The organism is Nocardia sp. IFM 10818 (genome assembly GCF_054655275.1).
This window is the reverse complement of the sequence record NZ_BAAHJH010000001.1, coordinates 4,815,556-4,833,570: the sequence shown is the minus strand read 5'-3', so window position 1 is coordinate 4,833,570 and position 18,015 is coordinate 4,815,556. Positions and strand designations below refer to the sequence as shown.

General features: G+C 68.4%; 15 protein-coding genes. 8 read left to right on the top strand and 7 right to left on the bottom strand.

Annotation, left to right across the window (positions count from 1 at the left end; genetic code table 11):
• Positions 1 to 100: 100 nt before the first annotated feature.
• On the bottom strand, positions 101 to 991 hold the full coding sequence (locus ACYQ5L_RS22385; protein ID WP_459959878.1) for a LysR family transcriptional regulator: 891 nt from the start codon (positions 989 to 991) through the stop codon (positions 101 to 103).
• A gap of 105 nt (positions 992 to 1,096) precedes the next feature.
• On the opposite strand from ACYQ5L_RS22385, the gene ACYQ5L_RS22380 reads away from it, so the two are divergent.
• A complete protein-coding gene (locus ACYQ5L_RS22380) occupies positions 1,097 to 2,332 on the top strand; it encodes an MFS transporter (protein ID WP_459959876.1) in 1,236 nt (411 codons plus the stop codon).
• Positions 2,333 to 2,338: 6 nt separating this feature from the next.
• Here ACYQ5L_RS22380 and ACYQ5L_RS22375 read toward each other — a convergent pair whose 3' ends face one another.
• Genes ACYQ5L_RS22375 through ACYQ5L_RS22365 form a run of 3 tightly spaced genes read right to left on the bottom strand, consistent with a single transcriptional unit; the run spans position 2,339 to position 6,582 of the window.
• Positions 2,339 to 4,579 carry a serine/threonine-protein kinase gene (locus ACYQ5L_RS22375; protein WP_459959874.1) on the bottom strand — a complete coding sequence of 747 codons (2,241 nt, stop codon included), beginning with the start codon at positions 4,577 to 4,579 and terminating at the stop codon, positions 2,339 to 2,341.
• A 53-nt stretch (positions 4,580 to 4,632) separates the two neighbouring features.
• Positions 4,633 to 5,418: a DUF2127 domain-containing protein gene (locus tag ACYQ5L_RS22370; RefSeq protein WP_459959872.1), complete on the bottom strand. Its 786-nt coding sequence runs from the start codon at positions 5,416 to 5,418 to the stop codon at positions 4,633 to 4,635.
• Between the two features lie 24 nt (positions 5,419 to 5,442).
• Positions 5,443 to 6,582 (bottom strand): XRE family transcriptional regulator, encoded by a 1,140-nt coding sequence (locus tag ACYQ5L_RS22365; protein ID WP_459963503.1) that lies wholly within the window; start codon positions 6,580 to 6,582, stop codon positions 5,443 to 5,445.
• 245 nt (positions 6,583 to 6,827) lie between these two features.
• Here ACYQ5L_RS22365 and ACYQ5L_RS22360 point away from each other — a divergent pair, with 245 nt between their 5' ends.
• Positions 6,828 to 7,133 carry a hypothetical protein gene (locus ACYQ5L_RS22360; RefSeq protein WP_459959871.1) on the top strand — a complete coding sequence of 102 codons (306 nt, stop codon included), beginning with the start codon at positions 6,828 to 6,830 and terminating at the stop codon, positions 7,131 to 7,133.
• A 124-nt stretch (positions 7,134 to 7,257) separates the two neighbouring features.
• Here the strand turns inward: ACYQ5L_RS22360 and ACYQ5L_RS22355 are convergent, their stop codons facing one another.
• Positions 7,258 to 8,151: a PAC2 family protein gene (locus tag ACYQ5L_RS22355; RefSeq protein WP_379194241.1), complete on the bottom strand. Its 894-nt coding sequence runs from the start codon at positions 8,149 to 8,151 to the stop codon at positions 7,258 to 7,260.
• A gap of 173 nt (positions 8,152 to 8,324) precedes the next feature.
• On the opposite strand from ACYQ5L_RS22355, the gene metH reads away from it, so the two are divergent.
• The 5 genes from metH to ACYQ5L_RS22330 all read left to right on the top strand — a co-directional run bounded on the left by metH (position 8,325) and on the right by ACYQ5L_RS22330 (position 15,898).
• Complete coding sequence (gene metH / locus ACYQ5L_RS22350) at positions 8,325 to 11,903, top strand: methionine synthase (protein ID WP_459959869.1); 3,579 nt, start codon at positions 8,325 to 8,327, stop codon at positions 11,901 to 11,903.
• Between the two features lie 78 nt (positions 11,904 to 11,981).
• On the top strand, positions 11,982 to 13,649 hold the full coding sequence (locus tag ACYQ5L_RS22345; protein ID WP_459959868.1) for a serine/threonine-protein kinase: 1,668 nt from the start codon (positions 11,982 to 11,984) through the stop codon (positions 13,647 to 13,649).
• 121 nt (positions 13,650 to 13,770) lie between these two features.
• Entirely contained in the window at positions 13,771 to 14,445 is a 675-nt protein-coding gene (locus ACYQ5L_RS22340; RefSeq protein WP_459959866.1) for an HAD family hydrolase, read from the top strand.
• 156 nt (positions 14,446 to 14,601) lie between these two features.
• Complete coding sequence (locus ACYQ5L_RS22335; RefSeq protein ID WP_459959865.1) at positions 14,602 to 15,630, top strand: alpha/beta hydrolase; 1,029 nt, start codon at positions 14,602 to 14,604, stop codon at positions 15,628 to 15,630.
• 85 nt (positions 15,631 to 15,715) lie between these two features.
• On the top strand, positions 15,716 to 15,898 hold the full coding sequence (locus ACYQ5L_RS22330) for a hypothetical protein (RefSeq protein WP_459959864.1): 183 nt from the start codon (positions 15,716 to 15,718) through the stop codon (positions 15,896 to 15,898).
• A 190-nt stretch (positions 15,899 to 16,088) separates the two neighbouring features.
• On the opposite strand, the gene ACYQ5L_RS22325 is transcribed toward ACYQ5L_RS22330, so the two are convergent.
• A complete protein-coding gene (locus ACYQ5L_RS22325) occupies positions 16,089 to 16,601 on the bottom strand; it encodes a mycothiol transferase (protein WP_459963502.1) in 513 nt (170 codons plus the stop codon).
• A gap of 90 nt (positions 16,602 to 16,691) precedes the next feature.
• On the opposite strand from ACYQ5L_RS22325, the gene ACYQ5L_RS22320 reads away from it, so the two are divergent.
• Entirely contained in the window at positions 16,692 to 17,054 is a 363-nt protein-coding gene (locus ACYQ5L_RS22320) for an MmcQ/YjbR family DNA-binding protein (RefSeq protein ID WP_459959863.1), read from the top strand.
• A 2-nt stretch (positions 17,055 to 17,056) separates the two neighbouring features.
• Here the strand turns inward: ACYQ5L_RS22320 and ACYQ5L_RS22315 are convergent, their stop codons facing one another.
• On the bottom strand, positions 17,057 to 17,983 hold the full coding sequence (locus ACYQ5L_RS22315; RefSeq protein ID WP_459959862.1) for a toprim domain-containing protein: 927 nt from the start codon (positions 17,981 to 17,983) through the stop codon (positions 17,057 to 17,059).
• Positions 17,984 to 18,015: the final 32 nt, after the last annotated feature.

Genomic DNA, 18,015 nt, shown 5'->3' with positions numbered 1-18,015 from the left:
CGCCCGGTTCCGGCAAGACCGCTCTCGCGCATGCCCCGGCTCGCGCGCTGGGCCGGCCGCGGACGCGGAAGGGCGGATCGAACTTGGCCGCCGCGTCCGCTCAACCGCGGCCGGCGGCGGCCACGGCCTGCGAGAACGCGCGCACGCGAGCGGTTTCCGCGCTGCGGTGCCAGACCACGCCGAGGCGGGAGTCGGGCAGGCCCAGGATCGGGACGAAGCGGACGGAGCGTCTGTTGTGGGATTCGCCGGTGGGGTGGCACAGCAGCATGGCGCCGCGACCGGCTGCCACCAGGGCCAGTCCCTCCTCCAGGGTGGCGACCGCCGGGCCGGAGGGCACCGGTAGGCCGCCGGGGGTTACGTCCAGGGCGTGGGCGCGGCGCCAGTACTGCGGGGCGGGCTCGCGGACTCCGATCAGTGCGAGGTCGGCCAGATCTTCGGCCGAGACCGCGGGGCGGTGCGCGAACGGGTGTCCGCCGGGTACGGCCAGGGTCAGGGGATGGCGGGAGAAGACCTGGCCGAGGACGAGATCGGGCTCCTCCATGGGCAGCAGCACCACGCCCGCGTCGACCTCCTTGCGGTGGATCGGGCCGAAGGGGTCGGCGAGGGGGATTTCGGTGAGTTCGATGGCGCAGTCGGGATGGCGCTCGCCGAACAGTTCGAGGGCCAGCATCAGGTGGTCGTTGGGCGCGCCCTGAAAGCCGATGCGCAGCAAGCCGGTGACGCCGCGGGCCGCGGCGCGGGCGTCATCGATGGTGGACAGCAGGGTGGCGTAGGCGGGTCGCAACCGGGCGTGGAAATCCGCGCCGAGGGGTGTCAGCCGGACGCGGCGGCTGGTGCGTTCGACGAGTGGGGCGCCGATGCGCTGTTCCAGGGCGCGCAGCAGCTGGCTGACGCGGCTCTGGGAGATGTACAGCCGCTCGGCGGCCCGGCCGAAGTGCAGTTCGTCGGCGACCGCCAGAAAGGCTTCCAGCTCACGCGCTTCCAGGGTCATCGGTTTCCTCTCCAGCCGGGCGGACCTCGATCGATGAGTCCGGCTCATAGAACGATGAGACCTTCGCCGTTGTTTCCGGCCGGCATGATCAATTGACTCGGAGACATGACCAGAGTCGAAGACCTCGCGAATACGCCACCGGCGCAGGGGAATCGGGACGATCTACAAGCCGAGCGCGCGACCCGGCGCGGCTGGCTGGGCGTGGCGACCGTGGGCCTGGGCACCTTCACGGTGGTCACCTCCGAGATGCTGCCGGTCGGCCTGCTCACCCCGGTGAGCGCGGACCTGCGCATCACCGAGGGCGCGGCCGGGCTGACCATGACCGTCACCGGGCTGACCGCCGCGGTCTCCGCGCCGCTGCTGACCGCCTGGTTCGGCAGGTTCGACCGCCGCGCGGTGCTGTGCGCGCTGCTCGCCGTGCTGCTGCTCGGCAATCTCGCCGCCGCGCTCGCGCCCGATTTCGGCGTCATGATCGCGGCGCGCGTGCTCGTCGGCCTCGGCATGGGCGGCGTGTGGGCGCTCGCCGCCGGGCTGGCGGTGCGCCTGGTTCCGGCGCGTTCCGCCGGTACCGCGACCTCGATCGTGTTCAGCGGCGTGGCGGTGGCCTCGGTGCTCGGCATTCCGGCGGGCACCTTCCTCGGCGCGCTCGCGGGCTGGCGGGCCGCGTTCGCGACGGCGGCCGGACTGGCACTGCTGGTGCTGATCGCCGTGGCCGCGGTCCTGCCCGCACTGCCCGCCGAACAGTCGCTGCCGCTGCGCGGTGCGCTGCGCCGGGCCGCCGATCCCCGGGTGCGCACCGGCCTGCTCCTGGTCGCCTTCCTGGTCACCGGGCATTTCGCCGCCTACACCTATATTCGTCCGGTGCTGGAACAGGTCAGCGGCGTGGGTTCGGGTGCGATCGGCGCTCTGCTACTGGCCTATGGGATCGCCGGTGTACTCGGCAATTTCCTCGCCGGTTCGCGCGCGGCCCGGTCACCCCGAAGCACGCTGATCACGATCGGCGCGCTCCTCGCGCTCGCCGTCGTGATCCTGCCCCTGCTGGGCGGCACCGCCGCCACGGCCGCTGCGCTCATGGTCGCCTGGGGTCTGGCCTACGGCGGCGTCTCGGTCAGCACGCAAACGTGGATGCTGCTCGCCGCGCCCGACGCCCGCGAGAGCGTCTCCGCACTGTTCGTGGCGGTATTCAATGCGGCCATCGCGATGGGCGCGCTCGCCGGCGGTGTGGCGGCCGACCATGTCGGCATCACCTCTCCGATGTGGCTCGGCGGACTGCTGGCCGTCGCGGCCGTGCTGACCACCGTCCTCGGCGCGCCGCCCCGCGGGACCGGCGCTCGGTCCTGATCCCGATCAGCTGACAATGCGCTGCAAGGCGGCCAGATCCTTCTCCAGCATCCGGAACAGCCAGTAGATGCCGATGAACGCGAGTGCGCTGCCCACGGAGAGCACTCGCAGCGGCACGATGACCGACGGAATGTCCACGGCCGGAATGAAGGTCGCCCCCGCGACGCCGAGCAACGGCACCGCGGCGGCGATGGCGAGGAAATACGTACTGCTGCGGTCCAATTCGCGCAGCTGCCGCCCGTCCTCGGCGCCGAGACCGCCGTGCGGCAGGAACATCGGATACAGCGAGCGCACCGCGTAGAAGCTCACCAGGAAATACGGATAGGCCATGGCTATTGCGCCACAGATGATCTGGGTGATGAAAAAGTGCACATAGGATTCAGGGGGCAGGTGATTGCCGGTCACCGACACCGACACCGGTACCACGATCCCGGCCAGCACCCACAGCGCGAAGCAGGTCAACACATTTCGCTTCCCGAGCAGCAGGGTGTCGGTGCGGGCGCGGGCCAGCGTCGCCGCGTCGTAGGTCCTGCCCTTGCGCAGTCCGCGCGCGATCGGCCACAACTTGGCCAGCAGCACATTGGTGACCACGAACCCGATGAGGAAACAGATGCCGTAGGTGGTGATCGCGATCTGATCGAAGCGCTGCTGGACGTAGGCGTCCATCTTGTCGATGATGAGCGTGCGATTGTGGTTGTAGCTGTACAGGATCGCCAGCGCGTTCGGTATGGCGATGGCCGCCGCCATGATCGGATGCATGAGCATGCGCGCCCGCAGCCGCCCGCTGCCCGGCGGCGGATCGACCAGATCGCGCGCCCGCTCATCCATGCAGACTTCCAGCTGCTGCGCCATATCCGCCCCGCTGGCCCACCGATTCGCCGGTTCCGGATCCAGGGCCCGGACCAGCGCGCGGCGCAGGGCGGCCGGGCAGTCCGGCGGAAGATCCTGGTACGGCAGCGCTTCCGGGCTGCCCGACCGGCGCTCCAGCATGCCGTCCAGCGCGGTGCGATCCCCGCCGTCGACGGTCTCCTCGCCGAAGGGCTTACGGCCGGTGAGCAATTCCCACAGCACGACGGCCAGCGCGAACAGATCGCAGCGCACATCGAGGTCCGCGGCGGTCGTCGCCTTCTCCGGATGCACCACGGCCAGCTGTTCCGGCGACATGTACGCCAGCGAACCGCCGAAGTAGGCGACCGGGCTGTCGCCGGAGACATTGCCGCTGAAACTGATATTGAAGTCGGCCAGCTTCGGCACGCCCTCGGCGGTCAGCAGCACATTGGCCGGTTTGACGTCCCGGTGCAGCACCCCGCTGCGCCCGGCGTAGTCGAGCGCGGTGGCGAGCCTGCTGCCCAGCCAGGCAAGGGTCTCCGGCCAGGACAGCCCGGCCAGTTCGGCCCGGATGGCCGACTCGGCGGGCCGGATCTCGCCCTTGTCGGCCAGAACCCCGTCGATCACCTCGAGCAGCAGCCGTCCGTTCCGCTGCTCCGGCGGCGTCTCGCGCACCCGTTGCAGCACGGTGAACAGGGTGCCGCCGGGCACGTACTGCATATACAACAGCCGCAGCCGCCGGTCCGGCAGCACCCGCTGATCGAAGACCCGCACGATGTAGTCGTGATCGAGCTGCGCGAGGGTCTGCGGCTCGGTGCCCTTGTCCTGGGAGATCTTCACCGCGACCAGCCGCTGCATGGAGCGCTGCCGGGCCAGGAACACCCGGGCGAAGGCGCCGCGCCCGAGACCGGCCATCAGATCGAAGTCGTCGATCTTCTGGCCGACGTCCAGATCGTCCAGGCGCACCGGATCGGCCGGTCCCATAAGCGTGCTGTGGTAGTCGTCGGTGGCCAGCATCTCCGAAAGCTGCTCGGCCTGTTCGGGATACGCGGCGGTGTATTCGCCCACATCGACCTCGGTGCCCGCCCGGCGGCGCACATGGAACTCCTCGTAGATGAGATCCGGCGGCAGCGGCCAGGTGCTCAGCTCGGGCAAGTCGGCGACATAGTCGGCGAGGCGTTTGGGTTCGGCGCCGCGCGACCACCGATTGGCCAGATCCACCTTGATCAGCTCGATGAGCGAGACCCGGCGGATGGCGGGGGAGTCGGGCAGGAAATCGGGCAGCGGCGGGGGCGTGCGGGCATCGCGCCAGGCCTCGGCGAAGCGCTCCACCACCTCGGCCACGCCGCCGCGGGCAGCGCCCGGCGCCGGGGCGGATGCGACCGTCGCCCCGTGTCCCGCGGTGCCGGGGTGGGCCATTTTCGCATCGTATCCCCGCCGCCGCGCGGTTGCTGCGGGTTGTGAAACGCGGTCTACGTCTGCGCGGCCGAACCGGGCGCGGGATCCGCGGCCACGGCCGCGCGTTCGACGGTGAGCAGGCTCTCGGAGTGATGCTCCGCGTAATAGGCCGCGGACCCGCCGTTGATTCCGAACAGCCGCTTGCTCCACAGCAACCAGACGACGGCGGCCGCATTGATCAGCAGCGCGGCCACCCGGAAAACGGTGACCTTCTCGGTGAGCTCGTAGATCTCGAGCGGCAGGAACGCGCTGGTGGCGATGACCGCGAAGTACTCGCCCCAGCGTTTCACCAGCCACAGGCCGACCGCCTCGACGAGTTCGACTGCGGCGTAGGCGAACAGGCCGACCGCGATCCAGGTCAGCGTGGTGGGGGAGAGCGTGAAGGCCTTGTCGATCCAGCGGATGATCTTGGAATGGTCCGGATTCCAGCCGATCTGATCCTCCAGCTGGCGCAGCAGCGGGAGCTCGGTGTCCCAGGTGGCCTTCCAGGACCGGCGCGAGCCGCGCAGTTTCAGCACACCGCCCGCGAGGGCGATGAAGACCAGCGCCCGCAGCGCGCGTTCCACCGCCAGCGCCCGCATGAGGTAGCGGTCGCGCAGCAGCCGGCCGCGCGGGACCTCGGGGGCATCGTCGGCGGGACCGCGGTGGCGGGGCTCGCCGACGGTGAAGTCACCGCAGCGCAGACAGCGCCACGCCGTCCCGGCCGGAGTCGGGACATGCAACCGCGCGGCCAGGTCGGCCTCCTCGGGCGCGTAGGTCATATGCCCCTGGACGGCGCAGGTCCACAGACTGAAGTCCATGTGCTGGAGAGTAACCGGGACGAATCACCCGGCGGCCAAGGCGCGCAGCTGATCGAGATAGGTCCGCGTGCGTGGATCGCCCGGAAAGCGCTCGATCATTTCCCGCGCCGTTTCGCCCGCGATCCACATGAGCGAGGGCAGGGAGCGGCGCTTGCCGGTGAAGGCGCGCATGCCCTCGTCGAGTGCGAGCTCCAGATTGCGATCGCGTACCGCGACCACCGCGAGGGTCAGCCGCGCCTCGGAAACCCGCATGGGTTTGCGGATGCTACCGTCCGGTCGGGTTGAGTTCAGAATGACTTGCCGGGCATAGGCTTCGGCGAGCCGGTCGTCTCCGGCTACCCGGCAGCAGTCCATGGCATAGAAGTCGAACTTCTGCGGATCCACCACGAAATGATTGTCCAGATTGGCCGGATGGTCCATTTTGTCCAAGATCGAACGGCCCTGTGCGAGAGCGGTTTCCACCTCGCGCCGATCGCCCAGCCGCGCCCATGCCTTGGCGCGCTGCGCCGCCAGCTGGACGCCGACGCCCAGATTCACCGTGGCGTCGTGCGCCGCCTCGGCGGTCTCGATGGCCCCGCGATAGTTCGCCTGGGTAAGGGCAAACCAAGCGGCCATTTCGGCTCCCCAGCCAATGATTTCGGCGTGCTCGGCTTCCTGGCCCAGTGACAGCGCGGCCCGGCGGGTGGCCTCGGCGGCGGTCCGCCAGCCCAGGTCGTAATCAACGCAACCGACCAGTAGGGCAACCCATCCGGCGAGAACCAGCACTTCACGGTGCTGCGCCAGAGTCAGTCGGCCGTCCAGCAGGGAGGTGATGCGGCGCAGCCAGGCCGTACCCTCGGCATGCAGCTCATGCGGGTCCGCACAGGGATATTCGGAGCACAGCCGGTCCGCGGTGATCCGGATGGCGTCCAGCGTCGCGGAGGACACATCGGACATCCGGAGCCGCCCGATGAACTCCAGGGTGTCCATTCCGGTCGCCGACAGCAGCTCGTCGTCGCGATTGGGCCGGGCCTTGGGGAAGAACGCCGCCGTCACCGTGTCGAAGGCGGCCGCGATAATGGGCGCGTAGAAGTCGTCGGGGCGTGATTCGCCCGATTCCCAACGCCGCCAATTGCGTAGCAATGTCGAGTCGGTGGGGAGATTGTGGGTGGACTTGCCCCGCATGGCACGCACGGCGTCGGCTTGTGACCACCCCCGAGCATCGCGTTCGGCGCGCATTCGGACAGCCCAGACAGGTCGATCGTCACCAGCGGACACGCTCTGTAGTATCTCACCAGTTAACGCCGGATGGACCCGGATAGGGCACGCGAATGTCAGTGGGTTGACATCTGCAATTGCATCTTCGAGAACGCCATGCTCGATGTGGGCACAGAACAAGAACAGCGATCCCCAATCCAACGGAGGTTCGGGTGGAAGCGTTGATCTATGGGTACGTGCGTGACGATCTGGCCGACGGCCGCAGCGATGAGCTGGAGGACGCGATGACCAGCCTGGCCCAATCGGCCGGATTCTGCTTCGCCGCCACGTTCCATGAATCGACCCCCGGCGATGGCACGGCGTTTGCCGAGCTGACCGCCGAGCTCAAGCGTGCCGATGCCCACCATGTGGTGGTTCCGTCGCTCGATCATCTTGCCGGCCAGACGATTCCGCGCGATATTCTGATCGCGAAGCTGGCCCAGGAAGCGGAGGCGCAGGTTTGGGCGGTGGAGCACTGACGTTCTGGGCCGTGCCGCGCTGAGCCGGGCGCTGCCGCCGAAATCGTTCGGGGAGAAGCTGTTTCACCAACACTGCCATGGGGGCCGCGAGCCGCGCACATCCCGGCTCGCGCCCCGGCATCGGCTACAGCCCGAAACCACCCCGGCCGCGCCGGCGCAGATACTTCTCGAATTCCGCGGCAATGGCATCACCGTCGATCTTGGACATGGCCTCGTTGAGGTCCACCTCGGCATCGCCGCGCTCCTCGAGTGAGCGCACGTACTCGGCGATCTCCTCATCGCCGGTGGTCATCTCATTGACCGCCGACTCCCACTCCTCGGCCTGCTCGGGCAGGCCGCCGAGCGGCACCTCGACATCGAGGACGTCCTCGACGCGGTGCAGCAGCGCGATGACCGCCTTCGGGTTCGGCGGCTGCGACACATAGTGCGGAACCGCGGCCCAGAAGGAGATGGCCGGCACACCCGCGCGCACGCAGGCATCCTGCAGCACGCCGGTAATACCGGTCGGTCCCTCGTAGCGGGTCTGCTCCAGATTGAAGCGCTCGGCGGCTTCCTTGCTGTACGCGGTGCCGGTGACGGGAACCGGGCGGGTATGCGGGGTGTCGGCCAGTAGAGCGCCGAGGATGACCACCGTCGTCACATCCAGCTGCTCCACGAATTCCAGCAGGTCATTGCAGAAGCTGCGCCACCGCATATTCGGCTCCACGCCGCGCAGCAGCACCACATCCCGGTCGCTGCCGGGCGGCGAGCACACCGAGAGCATGGTCGACGGCCAGTGGATTTCCCGCGTCACCCCGTCCACCTGACGGACGGTGGGCCGGTTCACCTGATAGTCGTAGTAGTCCTCGGAATCGAGTTCCGCCAGCGGCTGCGCGTCCCAGATCAGTTCCAGATGCTCGACCGCTCCACTGGCGGCATCGGCGGCGTCGTTCCAGCCTTCGAAGGCGGCAACGAGTATCGGATCCCGCAATGTGGGAAGGTCCGATTCGGGTGGCACCGGGGGTTCACTGGCGTTCACCCGGTCAGCCTACGGTGTGGTGTTCACCTATGTGCCATCGACGCACTGTCTTTGTCGGGCCCCGGGTCACCCTCCGCGGATTCTGTGCAGATTGTCTTGCCCCGGGGCGAGTGCGCGTGACTCTGCCAGTACCGAGGCCGGGATTGTCCGCGCTTCCCTTTACTCTTGAGTACATGTCTGTGTCCCCCCGCGCCGAGTTCGACACCACCCTTCTCGACACGCTCAGTCGGCGTGTCGTCATCGGCGACGGTGCGATGGGCACCATGCTGCAGGCCGCGGATCTGACGCTCGACGATTTCCGCGGGCTCGAGGGCTGTAATGAGATCCTCAATGAAACCCGTCCCGACGTGCTGCGCAGCATTCACCGCGCGTACTTCGAGGCGGGGGCGGACGCGGTCGAGACCAATACCTTCGGGTGCAATCTGCCCAACCTCGCCGATTACGACATCGCGGACCGGATCCGGGATCTGTCCGAGCGCGGCACCCGGCTCGCGCGCGAGGTCGCCGATGAGATGGGACCGTCCACGGACGGGACTCCCCGGTATGTGCTGGGGTCCATGGGGCCGGGCACCAAGCTGCCGACCCTCGGCCACGCGCCCTATGCCTCGCTGCGCGACGCCTACTCCGAGGCGGCGCTGGGCATGCTCGACGGCGGCGCGGACGCCATCCTGATCGAGACCTGCCAGGACCTGCTGCAGGTGAAGGCCGCGGTCACCGGCAGCCACCGGGCCATGGAGATCGCCGGGCGCCGGATTCCGATCATCACCCACGTGACCATGGAGACCACCGGCACCATGCTGGTGGGCTCCGAGATCGGCGCGGCGCTCACCGCGCTGGAGAAGCTCGGCATCGACATGATCGGCCTGAACTGCGCGACCGGCCCGGACGAGATGAGCGAGCATCTGCGGCATCTGTCCAAGCATGCGCAGCTGCCGGTATCGGTGATGCCGAACGCCGGTCTGCCGATCCTGGGGGCGAAGGGTGCGGAGTACCCGCTGACGCCCGAGGAGCTGGCGGTCGCCATGCGGCAGTTCGTCTCCGAGTTCGGGCTGGCCCTGGTCGGCGGCTGCTGCGGCACCACGCCCGAGCACATCCGCCAGGTCGCCGAGGCGGTGCGCGAAGTCACTCCCGCGCAACGCAATCCGGTGCACGAGCCGAGTGTGTCCTCGATCTACTCCGCGGTCCCGTTCGAGCAGGACGCCTCCATCCTGATGATCGGCGAGCGCACGAACGCCAATGGCTCCAAGGCTTTCCGCGAGGCCATGCTGGCCGAGGACTGGCAGAAATGCCTGGACATCGCCAAGGACCAGATCCGCGATGGCGCGCACATGCTCGACCTGTGCGTCGACTACGTCGGCCGGGACGGCGTGCGCGATATGCGGGAGCTGGCCTCGCGGCTGGCCACGGCGTCCACGCTGCCGATCATGCTGGACTCCACCGAAACCCCGGTCCTGCAGGCCGGTCTGGAGCACCTCGGCGGGCGCTGCGCCATCAACTCGGTGAACTTCGAGGACGGCGACGGGCCGGATTCGCGGTACCAGCAGACCATGCGCCTGGTCGCCGAACACGGTGCGGCCGTGGTGGCTCTGACCATCGACGAAGAGGGCCAGGCGCGCACCGCGGAGAAGAAGGTCGAGATCGCCGAGCGCCTGATTGCCGATATCACCGGCAATTACGGGCTCGACGAGTCCGACATCATTATCGACACGCTGACCTTCACCCTGGGCACCGGCCAGGAGGAGTCCCGCCGCGACGGCATCGAAACCATCGAGGCCATCCGGGAACTCAAGCGCCGGCATCCGAATGTGCAGACCACGCTGGGTCTTTCGAATATCTCCTTCGGTCTGAACGCCGCCGCGCGGCAGGTGCTGAACTCGGTGTTCATGCACGAGTGCGTGGAAGCGGGCCTGGATTCGGCCATCGTGCACGCCTCCAAGATCCTGCCCATGAGCCGGATTCCGGAGGAGCAGCGCGATACCGCCCTGGATCTGGTCTATGACCGGCGCACCGAGGACTACGACCCGCTGCAGAAGCTCATGTCGCTGTTCGAGGGCGTCTCGGCGGCCTCGTCCAAGGCCTCGCGCGCCGAAGAGCTGGCCGCGCTGCCGCTGTTCGAGCGCCTGGAGCGCCGCATTGTCGACGGTGACCGCAACGGGCTGGGCGAGGACCTCGACGAGGCCATGAAAGAGGTTCCGCCCCTTCGGATCATCAATGAAACTCTGCTGTCCGGTATGAAGACCGTCGGTGAGCTGTTCGGCTCGGGTCAGATGCAGCTGCCCTTCGTGCTGCAGTCCGCGGAGGTCATGAAGACCGCTGTGGCGCATCTGGAACCGCACATGGAATCGGTCGACGACTCCGGCAAGGGCCGCATCGTGCTCGCCACCGTCAAGGGCGACGTGCACGACATCGGCAAGAACCTGGTCGACATCATTCTGTCCAACAATGGCTACGAGGTCGTGAATCTCGGTATCAAACAACCGATTTCGGCCATTCTGGATGCGGCGGTGGACAAGAAGGCCGATGTCATCGGCATGTCCGGGCTGCTGGTGAAGTCCACCGTGGTCATGAAGGAGAACCTCGAGGAGATGAACTCCCGCGGCGTCGCGGAGCAATTCCCCGTTCTGCTCGGCGGCGCGGCCCTGACCCGCGCGTATGTGGAGCAGGACCTCACCGAGGTCTACGAAGGCGATGTCCGGTACGCCCGCGACGCGTTCGAGGGCCTGCGGCTCATGGACGAGCTCATGACCGTCAAGCGCGGCGGCGGCATCGATCCCGACTCGCCCGAGGCCATCGCCGAACGCGAGAAGGCCGCCGAACGTAAGGCCAGGCATGAGCGCTCCAAGCGCATTGCCGAGGAGCGGCGCGCCAAGGAGGTACCGGTCGAGGTGCCCGCGCGCTCGGACGTGGCCGCGGACCTGCCGGTGCCGGTGCCGCCGTTCTGGGGGACCCGCATCGTGAAGGGCCTCTCGGTCGGCGAGTACTCCGGGCTGCTCGACGAGCGCGCCCTGTTCCTGGGCCAGTGGGGCCTGCGCGGCCAGCGCGGGGGCGACGGGCCCAGCTATGAGGAACTTGTCGAGACCGAAGGCCGCCCGCGCCTGCGATACTGGTTGGACCGGCTCATCGCCGAGGGTGTGCTCCAGCATGCCGCGGTGGTGTACGGCTACTTCCCGGCGGTCTCCGAGGGCGACGATGTGATTGTTCTCACCGAGCCGAAACCCGATGCGCCAGAGCGCTATCGGTTCACTTTCCCGCGCCAGCAGCGGGACCGGTTCCTGTGCATCGCCGATTTCATCCGCTCCCGCGAACGCGCAGTCGAAACCGGTCAGGTGGATGTGCTGCCGTTCCAGCTGGTCACCATGGGCCAGCCCATTGCCGATTTCGCCAATGTGCTGTTCGCGGAGAACAATTACCGCGACTACCTCGAGGTGCACGGCATCGGCGTCCAGCTCACCGAGGCGCTGGCCGAGTTCTGGCATCGCCGGATCCGCGAAGAGCTTGTGCTGGAAGGCCATTCCGTCGCCGACGACGATCCGGCCGATGTACTGGATTACTTCAAACTCGGATACCGTGGCGCACGGTACTCCTTCGGTTACGGCGCCTGCCCGGACCTCGAGGATCGCGCGAAACTTGTTGACCTGCTCGAGGCGGGTCGGATCGGAGTCGTTCTGTCGGAGGAGCTGCAGCTGCATCCGGAGCAGTCCACGGATGCGTTCGTACTCTTGCATCCGGAAGCAAAGTACTTCAACGCTTAAGATTTTCACGAGGTTTCCGGGCTTTCGCGCAGAGTTGCAGGGTGGCTCGGCGAAAGCCAGCAGGAGGGGCACGACCACATGACTTCAGACCGGCTGATTGCGGGGCGGTACCGACTAACGGATCCGATCGGCACGGGGGCGATGGGGGTCGTGTGGCGCGCGACCGACGTTCGATTGCGGCGCACGGTCGCGGTGAAACAGCTGCTGCTCGCACCGGGGCTGTCCCGGTCGGCGGCCATCGAGGCCAAACTGCGCGCGATGCGGGAGGGGCGCATCGCGGCGCGGCTGCATCACCCCAATGCCGTCACCGTGTTCGATGTGGCGGAGGAGGACGGCCAGCCTTGGCTGGTCATGGAATTCGTCGACGCCGTGAGCCTGGCGGCGCTCATGCGGGAGAAGGGGCAGCTCGATCCCGCGCAGGTGGCCCGCATCGGGGCCAAGGTGGCGGCGGCGCTGGCCGCGGCGCACAAGGCCGGGATCGTGCACCGGGATGTGAAGCCCGCGAATATCCTTGTGGCCGATGACGGGACGGTGAAGATCACCGACTTCGGCATCTCGCGCGCGGTGGGCGATGTGACGGTCACCTCGACCGGATTCCTGGCGGGCACGCCGGCGTATCTGTCGCCGGAGGTGGCGCGCGGGGAGAACCCGGAATCGCCGTCGGATGTGTTCGCACTCGGGTCCACGCTGTATGCGGCGGTGGAGGGGCAGCCGCCCTTCGGTGAGGGCGACAATCCTTTGGCCGTCCTGCATTCCGTGGCGCGGGCGCAGGTGCCCGAGCCGCGCAATGCGGGGGCGCTCGGACCGGTGCTGAAGGAGTTGCTGGCCGCGGAGGCGGGGGACCGGCCCACCATGGTGCAGGCCGCCGAACGCCTGGAGGCCGTGGCGGACGGGCGGGCCGTCGCGCCGCACCAGCCGACCCGGGTGATGCCCGTGAATACCGAAGCGGCAGTGGACAGTTCATCGACCACGACGGTGCTGCCCGGTGGCCGTGGCGGCGCGCCCAGCAATGCCGCCGAGCCGACGGTGCACCTCGACCGGAACACCCGGGTGGACGCGCGGGCCACCGCGCCGGACCGGCCCGCGCCGATGGTGCCGTTCGGCGCGAACAATGGTGGGGCGGACCAGAATCGGCGGCGGCTGGCGCTCATCGCGGTGGGCGTCGCGGGTGTGGTGCTGCTGGCCGTGGTCATTGCGACGGCCCTCAACCGGGGCGGCGGGGGCGGGGAGACGCCGCCGATCGCCACCGGGACCAGCGCCGTCGCGCCGCCGGTGGAGCCCGGCACCGACGGGACGTCACCGCAGGCGATCCCGCCCGTGGACAGCGGCCGGCCCACCAAGACCGTGCCGTCCACCCAGGCCCCGACCACGACCACGAGCGCGCCGCCGACCACGACGACGACCACCACCACGACCACCACGGCGCCGCCGACCACCACGCCGCAGCCCGCCTCGGTGGCCTCGTTCATCCAGAGCTACTACGGCATGCTGCCCGGCAATGTGAACGGCGCCTGGAGCATGCTGTCGCCGTCGTATCAGGCGTCCACCGGCGGTTTCAACTCCTACTCGCAGTTCTGGAGCAGCATCGCCTCGGTCAGCGTCGGCAGCGTCACACAGACCGGCGACAACCGGGCGGTGGTGAACCTGACCTACACCCTGAAGAACGGCCAGGTCTCCAGCGAAAGCCGCTGGATCCAGGTGGATTCGTCCACCGGCCGGCTGCTCATCACGGCCTCCGGGCTGTAGCCGGACGACATCGCGGGGCGCTCGGAGGCATCCGGGCGCCCTTCGCGCATGATCGTCCGCCCGCTCGGCCCGATACCCTGGGAATCGGTCTTGATGCGGACGTGGAAGGAGCTGTGCCCCGGTGACTCGCTTGGAAGCGGTGTTGTGGGATATGGACGGGACACTGCTCGACTCGGAGAAGATCTGGGACATAGCGGTTCGCGAACTGGCGGTCGAGCTGGGCCGCCCGATGAGCGATGCGATCCGGCACGCGCTCATCGGCGCCTCGGGGCCGAACGCGCTGCGGATCATGTTCAACGGCCTCGGCCTGGATCCCACCCCGGCGGCGCTGACCGAGGCGGGGCACTGGCTCGAGCGCCGGGTGACCGAGCTGTTCCACGGGCCGATTCCGTGGCGGCCGGGTGCGAAGGACGCGCTGGCGGCCGTGCGCGCGGCCGGGATCCCGATGGCGCTGGTCACCAATACCAAGCGTTCCCTCACCGAATACGGCCTCGACACCCTGGGCCGCGAATTCTTCGACGCCTCGGTCTGCGGGGACGAGGTCGCGCACGGCAAGCCCGATCCGGCGGTATATTTGCGTGCGGCCGAACTGCTCGGCGTCCGCGCGGAAAACGCTGTGGCCATCGAGGATTCGCCCACGGGCGCGCTGGCCGCCGAGGCCGCCGGCTGCGCGCTGCTGGTGATCCCCTGCGAGATCTCGGTGCCCGCCGCGCCCGGCCGCGTCTTCCGGGAAACCCTGGCCGGGTTGACCGTTCCCGAACTGCACGGCCTGCTCTTGGAGCGCCGCGCGTCCTGATCGGGATGATCCGGGCATCGGCCGGAGTTTCTCACTGGGTATCACCTGTTGCCGGTGTTACGCTCGGCAGCCGGTCGGTTGCCGCTGTCGCAGGTCGAGAAGGGAATTCAGCTGATGCTCGCCGCAGGCCGGTGTCGTATCCGTTGGCGCGGGGCCGTGCTGGTCCGTCGGCGCGGGGCCGTGCTGGCCGCCATCCTGCTGCTGGCCGGGTCGGCCGTTGTGACCGGGGCCGCCGGTCCCGCTCGGGCACAACCACATCGGATCGATTTCGTCATCGACTCCGAGATGGGACCGGTCACCAGCCGGGTCTTCCGCGCCGCCGACGGCAGCACCGGGCGGGTGGTCTACGCGCTGCACGGGATGGAATCGATCGACAATGGCAAGGGCTGGGACACCGACACCGATCTGGTGCGGATTCTCACCGACGCGAATATCAATGTCGTTGTGCCGCAGAACGGGCGGACCAGTTTCTTCACCGATTGGAAGGCGCCGAGCACGCCGGGGCTGGGCTGCTTCTCCCAGATCCTGCCCGATGCCGGTTCGGCGGACGGCGCGCAATCACTGTCCGCCGAAACGAATTCCGCGGTGCAGGAGCGGGCCTACAAATGGGAGACGGTCCTCACCCGCGATCTGCCCAACGCCTTGCGGCAGCGCTTCGGACTGAGTCCGGTCGGCAATGCCGTCATCGGTGTCTCGATGGGCGGTCTGGCCGCCTTGAACCTCGCCGCCCACCACCCCGGCCAATTCGACTACGCCGCATCGCTTTCCGGATTCCCGCACATCTCCACCCTGGGCATGCCCGAGGCCATGCGCCTCGCGGTGGCGGCGAAGGGCTCGCTCAATATCGACTGCATGTGGGGACCGCCCTGGCATGCGCTGTGGCGGCGCAACGACCCGTACGAGATGGCTGCCGCCTACGTCGTCGCGAATACCCGCCTCTACATCGCCTCCGGCACAGGAAATCTGGGGCCGTCGGAGCAATCGCCCGACGGTGACACGGCTTTCGGCGCGTTCCTCGAATCGGCCGCCTACTCGAATACCAAGGCGTTCGAGGAGAAGCTCGGCGCGATGAACTACGGCAATGTCGTCTACGACTACTGGGATCCGGGCATTCACTCCTGGCCGTATTGGCGCGATCACACGAAATCTCTGACCGATGACCTGATCGCCCATCTCGCACCGTAAGGTCAGGGTAGGCGGAGTTGGCCGGACGCCATTCGGACCCGGCAACCCGGCGCAGTCCCGGGAAGGGCTCCCAATGACCGGCCTGATGCACGAACACAGTGAATTCGAAGAGGCCCGCGCGGCCGAGAAAGCGGCCTGTGCCAGGCAGAATGCCCTGGCCGCCCGGACCGTGGCGGGCCATTCCCTCGATGCCGAGGACTGCGATTACCTGCTGCGCATGCTCGGTCTCGACGCGGCCGCGGGTCTCGACGCCGCCGGCGTGGACTGACCGCGGGCGATCCCCCGCGGTGATCGGCCCAGGCCGCCGGCAGCGCGTCGCAGGAGACCTCGGCGATCTCCGCCAGCCGCTCCCGCGGGGTATCGAGGCGGCTCAATTGAATCAAGCCCTGGGCGACCACCACGGTATGGGCGCTGAGGGACCCGCGCGGGCCCTTCCACGCCCGTGACCCTCCGCCTGCCTACCTCCGGCGCAACAGCACCCCGCGAACGAACGCCGCCTGCCCGGAATGCTGAATATCGTCATCCACCACACTGATCAGCCGAACCCCGAGCGTCACAGGCGGATCCCATCTCGTGTCCACGATCCGCGGCAGATCCGAATCGGTCAGCCCCGCGACATATCCCACCGTCTGCTCGTGCACGGCGTCGAAATACCCCAACAACAGCTCCGCCGGCACCCCCGCCAACGCCTCCACCTCCCCGGCGGCTTGCCCGTACCCCGTCGCCGCCTCATCGAACGGCAACTCGAACCGCTTCGCCCACCCCCGCGCCGTCCACACCTGCTCGACCCCCGCCACCTCCGAAACATGGTCATCCTGCACCCGAGTCAAATGCCAGATCAACCAAGCAATCGAATTGGCCCCCGGCTCCACCCGAACCCCCAGCTCCTCGGTACTGAGCCCCTCAACCGCCCCATGAACATTCTCCCGAACCCGCCCGAACGCATCGATCAACAACTCAGCGCTAGTCATAACCCCATGCAATCACCTCCCGCCGCCCCATATTCCGCCCCATTCCCATTCCTCCAAGCATTCCCCGCCCCACCGATCTAACCTGCGACCATGCCCACCCCCCTGGACCACGTCCGCACCCTGTGCACCGCCCTCCCCGAAGTCACCGAACGCCTCAGCCACGGCGAACCCACCTGGTTCATCCGCACCAGAAAAACCTTCGTCATGTACGCCGACCACCACCACGACACCCGCCTGGCCCTCTGGTGCGCCGCCCCACCGGGCGTCCAGGAAGAACTGGTCACCGCGGACCCCGACCACTATTTCCGCCCACCGTATGTGGGCCACCGCGGGTGGGTCGGCGTCTACCTGGATGTCCCCGTCGACTGGACGGAAATCGCCGAGATCATCGAGGACGCCTATCGCATGGTCGCTCCCAAAGCATTGATTGCCCAACTGGATTCCCGCCCGTGACCCTATGACGCGGGACGGGAGTTGAAGTGGGCGTCGAGGAGGGGGACGGGGTCGAGGTCGGAGATGTCGTGGCCGGCGTTGAGGTGGTCGGTGAGGTCTTTGCCGTCTCGGGCTTGGAGGATGCGGAGGTGGGGGACGAAGGGGTGGAGGGTGTGGGCTACGCGGGTGGCGTGGCGGTAGCCGGGGGCGTCTCGGTCGGCGATGATGAGGACTCGGGGGGCGGATTTGAGCCAGGTGGCGTGGTCGGGGTGCCAGGCTCGGGCGCCGCCGGCGTTGCAGGTGGCGGTCAGGCCGGCGTGGGTGGCGGTCAGGACGTCGGCTTCGCCTTCGCAGATGTAGATGTCGTGGGAGTGGTGGATGGCGGTGAGGACTTCGGGGAGGTGGAAGGGCAGGCGGGGGAAACCGCCTGGGCGCCAGCCGGATCGGGTGGGGTGTTCTTGCCAGAAGGATTTCTTGTGGCCGTGGCGGTGGGGGGTGTGGACGCGGATGATGCGGCCGGCGGGGCTGCCGTCGGGCCAGCGGTAGATGTAGACGGCGCGGCGGCGGGGGCGGCCGGTGCGGTGGCCGAGGTCTGGTTTGTGGGCGTCGAGGGAGAGACCGGCGGTGAGGATCGCTCGGTCGGCCAGGGAGAGGTCGGGGCGGGGGGAGGGGCGGTGGGGGAGGACAGGGGTGCGGGGGTGGTCGAAGAGGTCGCGGATGTGCAGACCCAGGCGGTCCAGGACGGATTCGTCGGGGCAGCCGGCGAAGCATCTCACGACCGTGCGGTGGCGGGTGTGGTTGTAGACGACGCCGAGGGAGGGGTGATGGGGGCGGCCGTCGGCTTCGTGGACGGGGCAGAGGTAGGTGGTCCAGGCGCTGCCGCGGCGGCCGGGGCCGGAGACGCGGGTGAGGGCGCTGGTAATGGTGTCGAAGGAGCGGTTCGAATCCATGGTGCTGTCCTCTCCATTCCGGTGTACCCGGA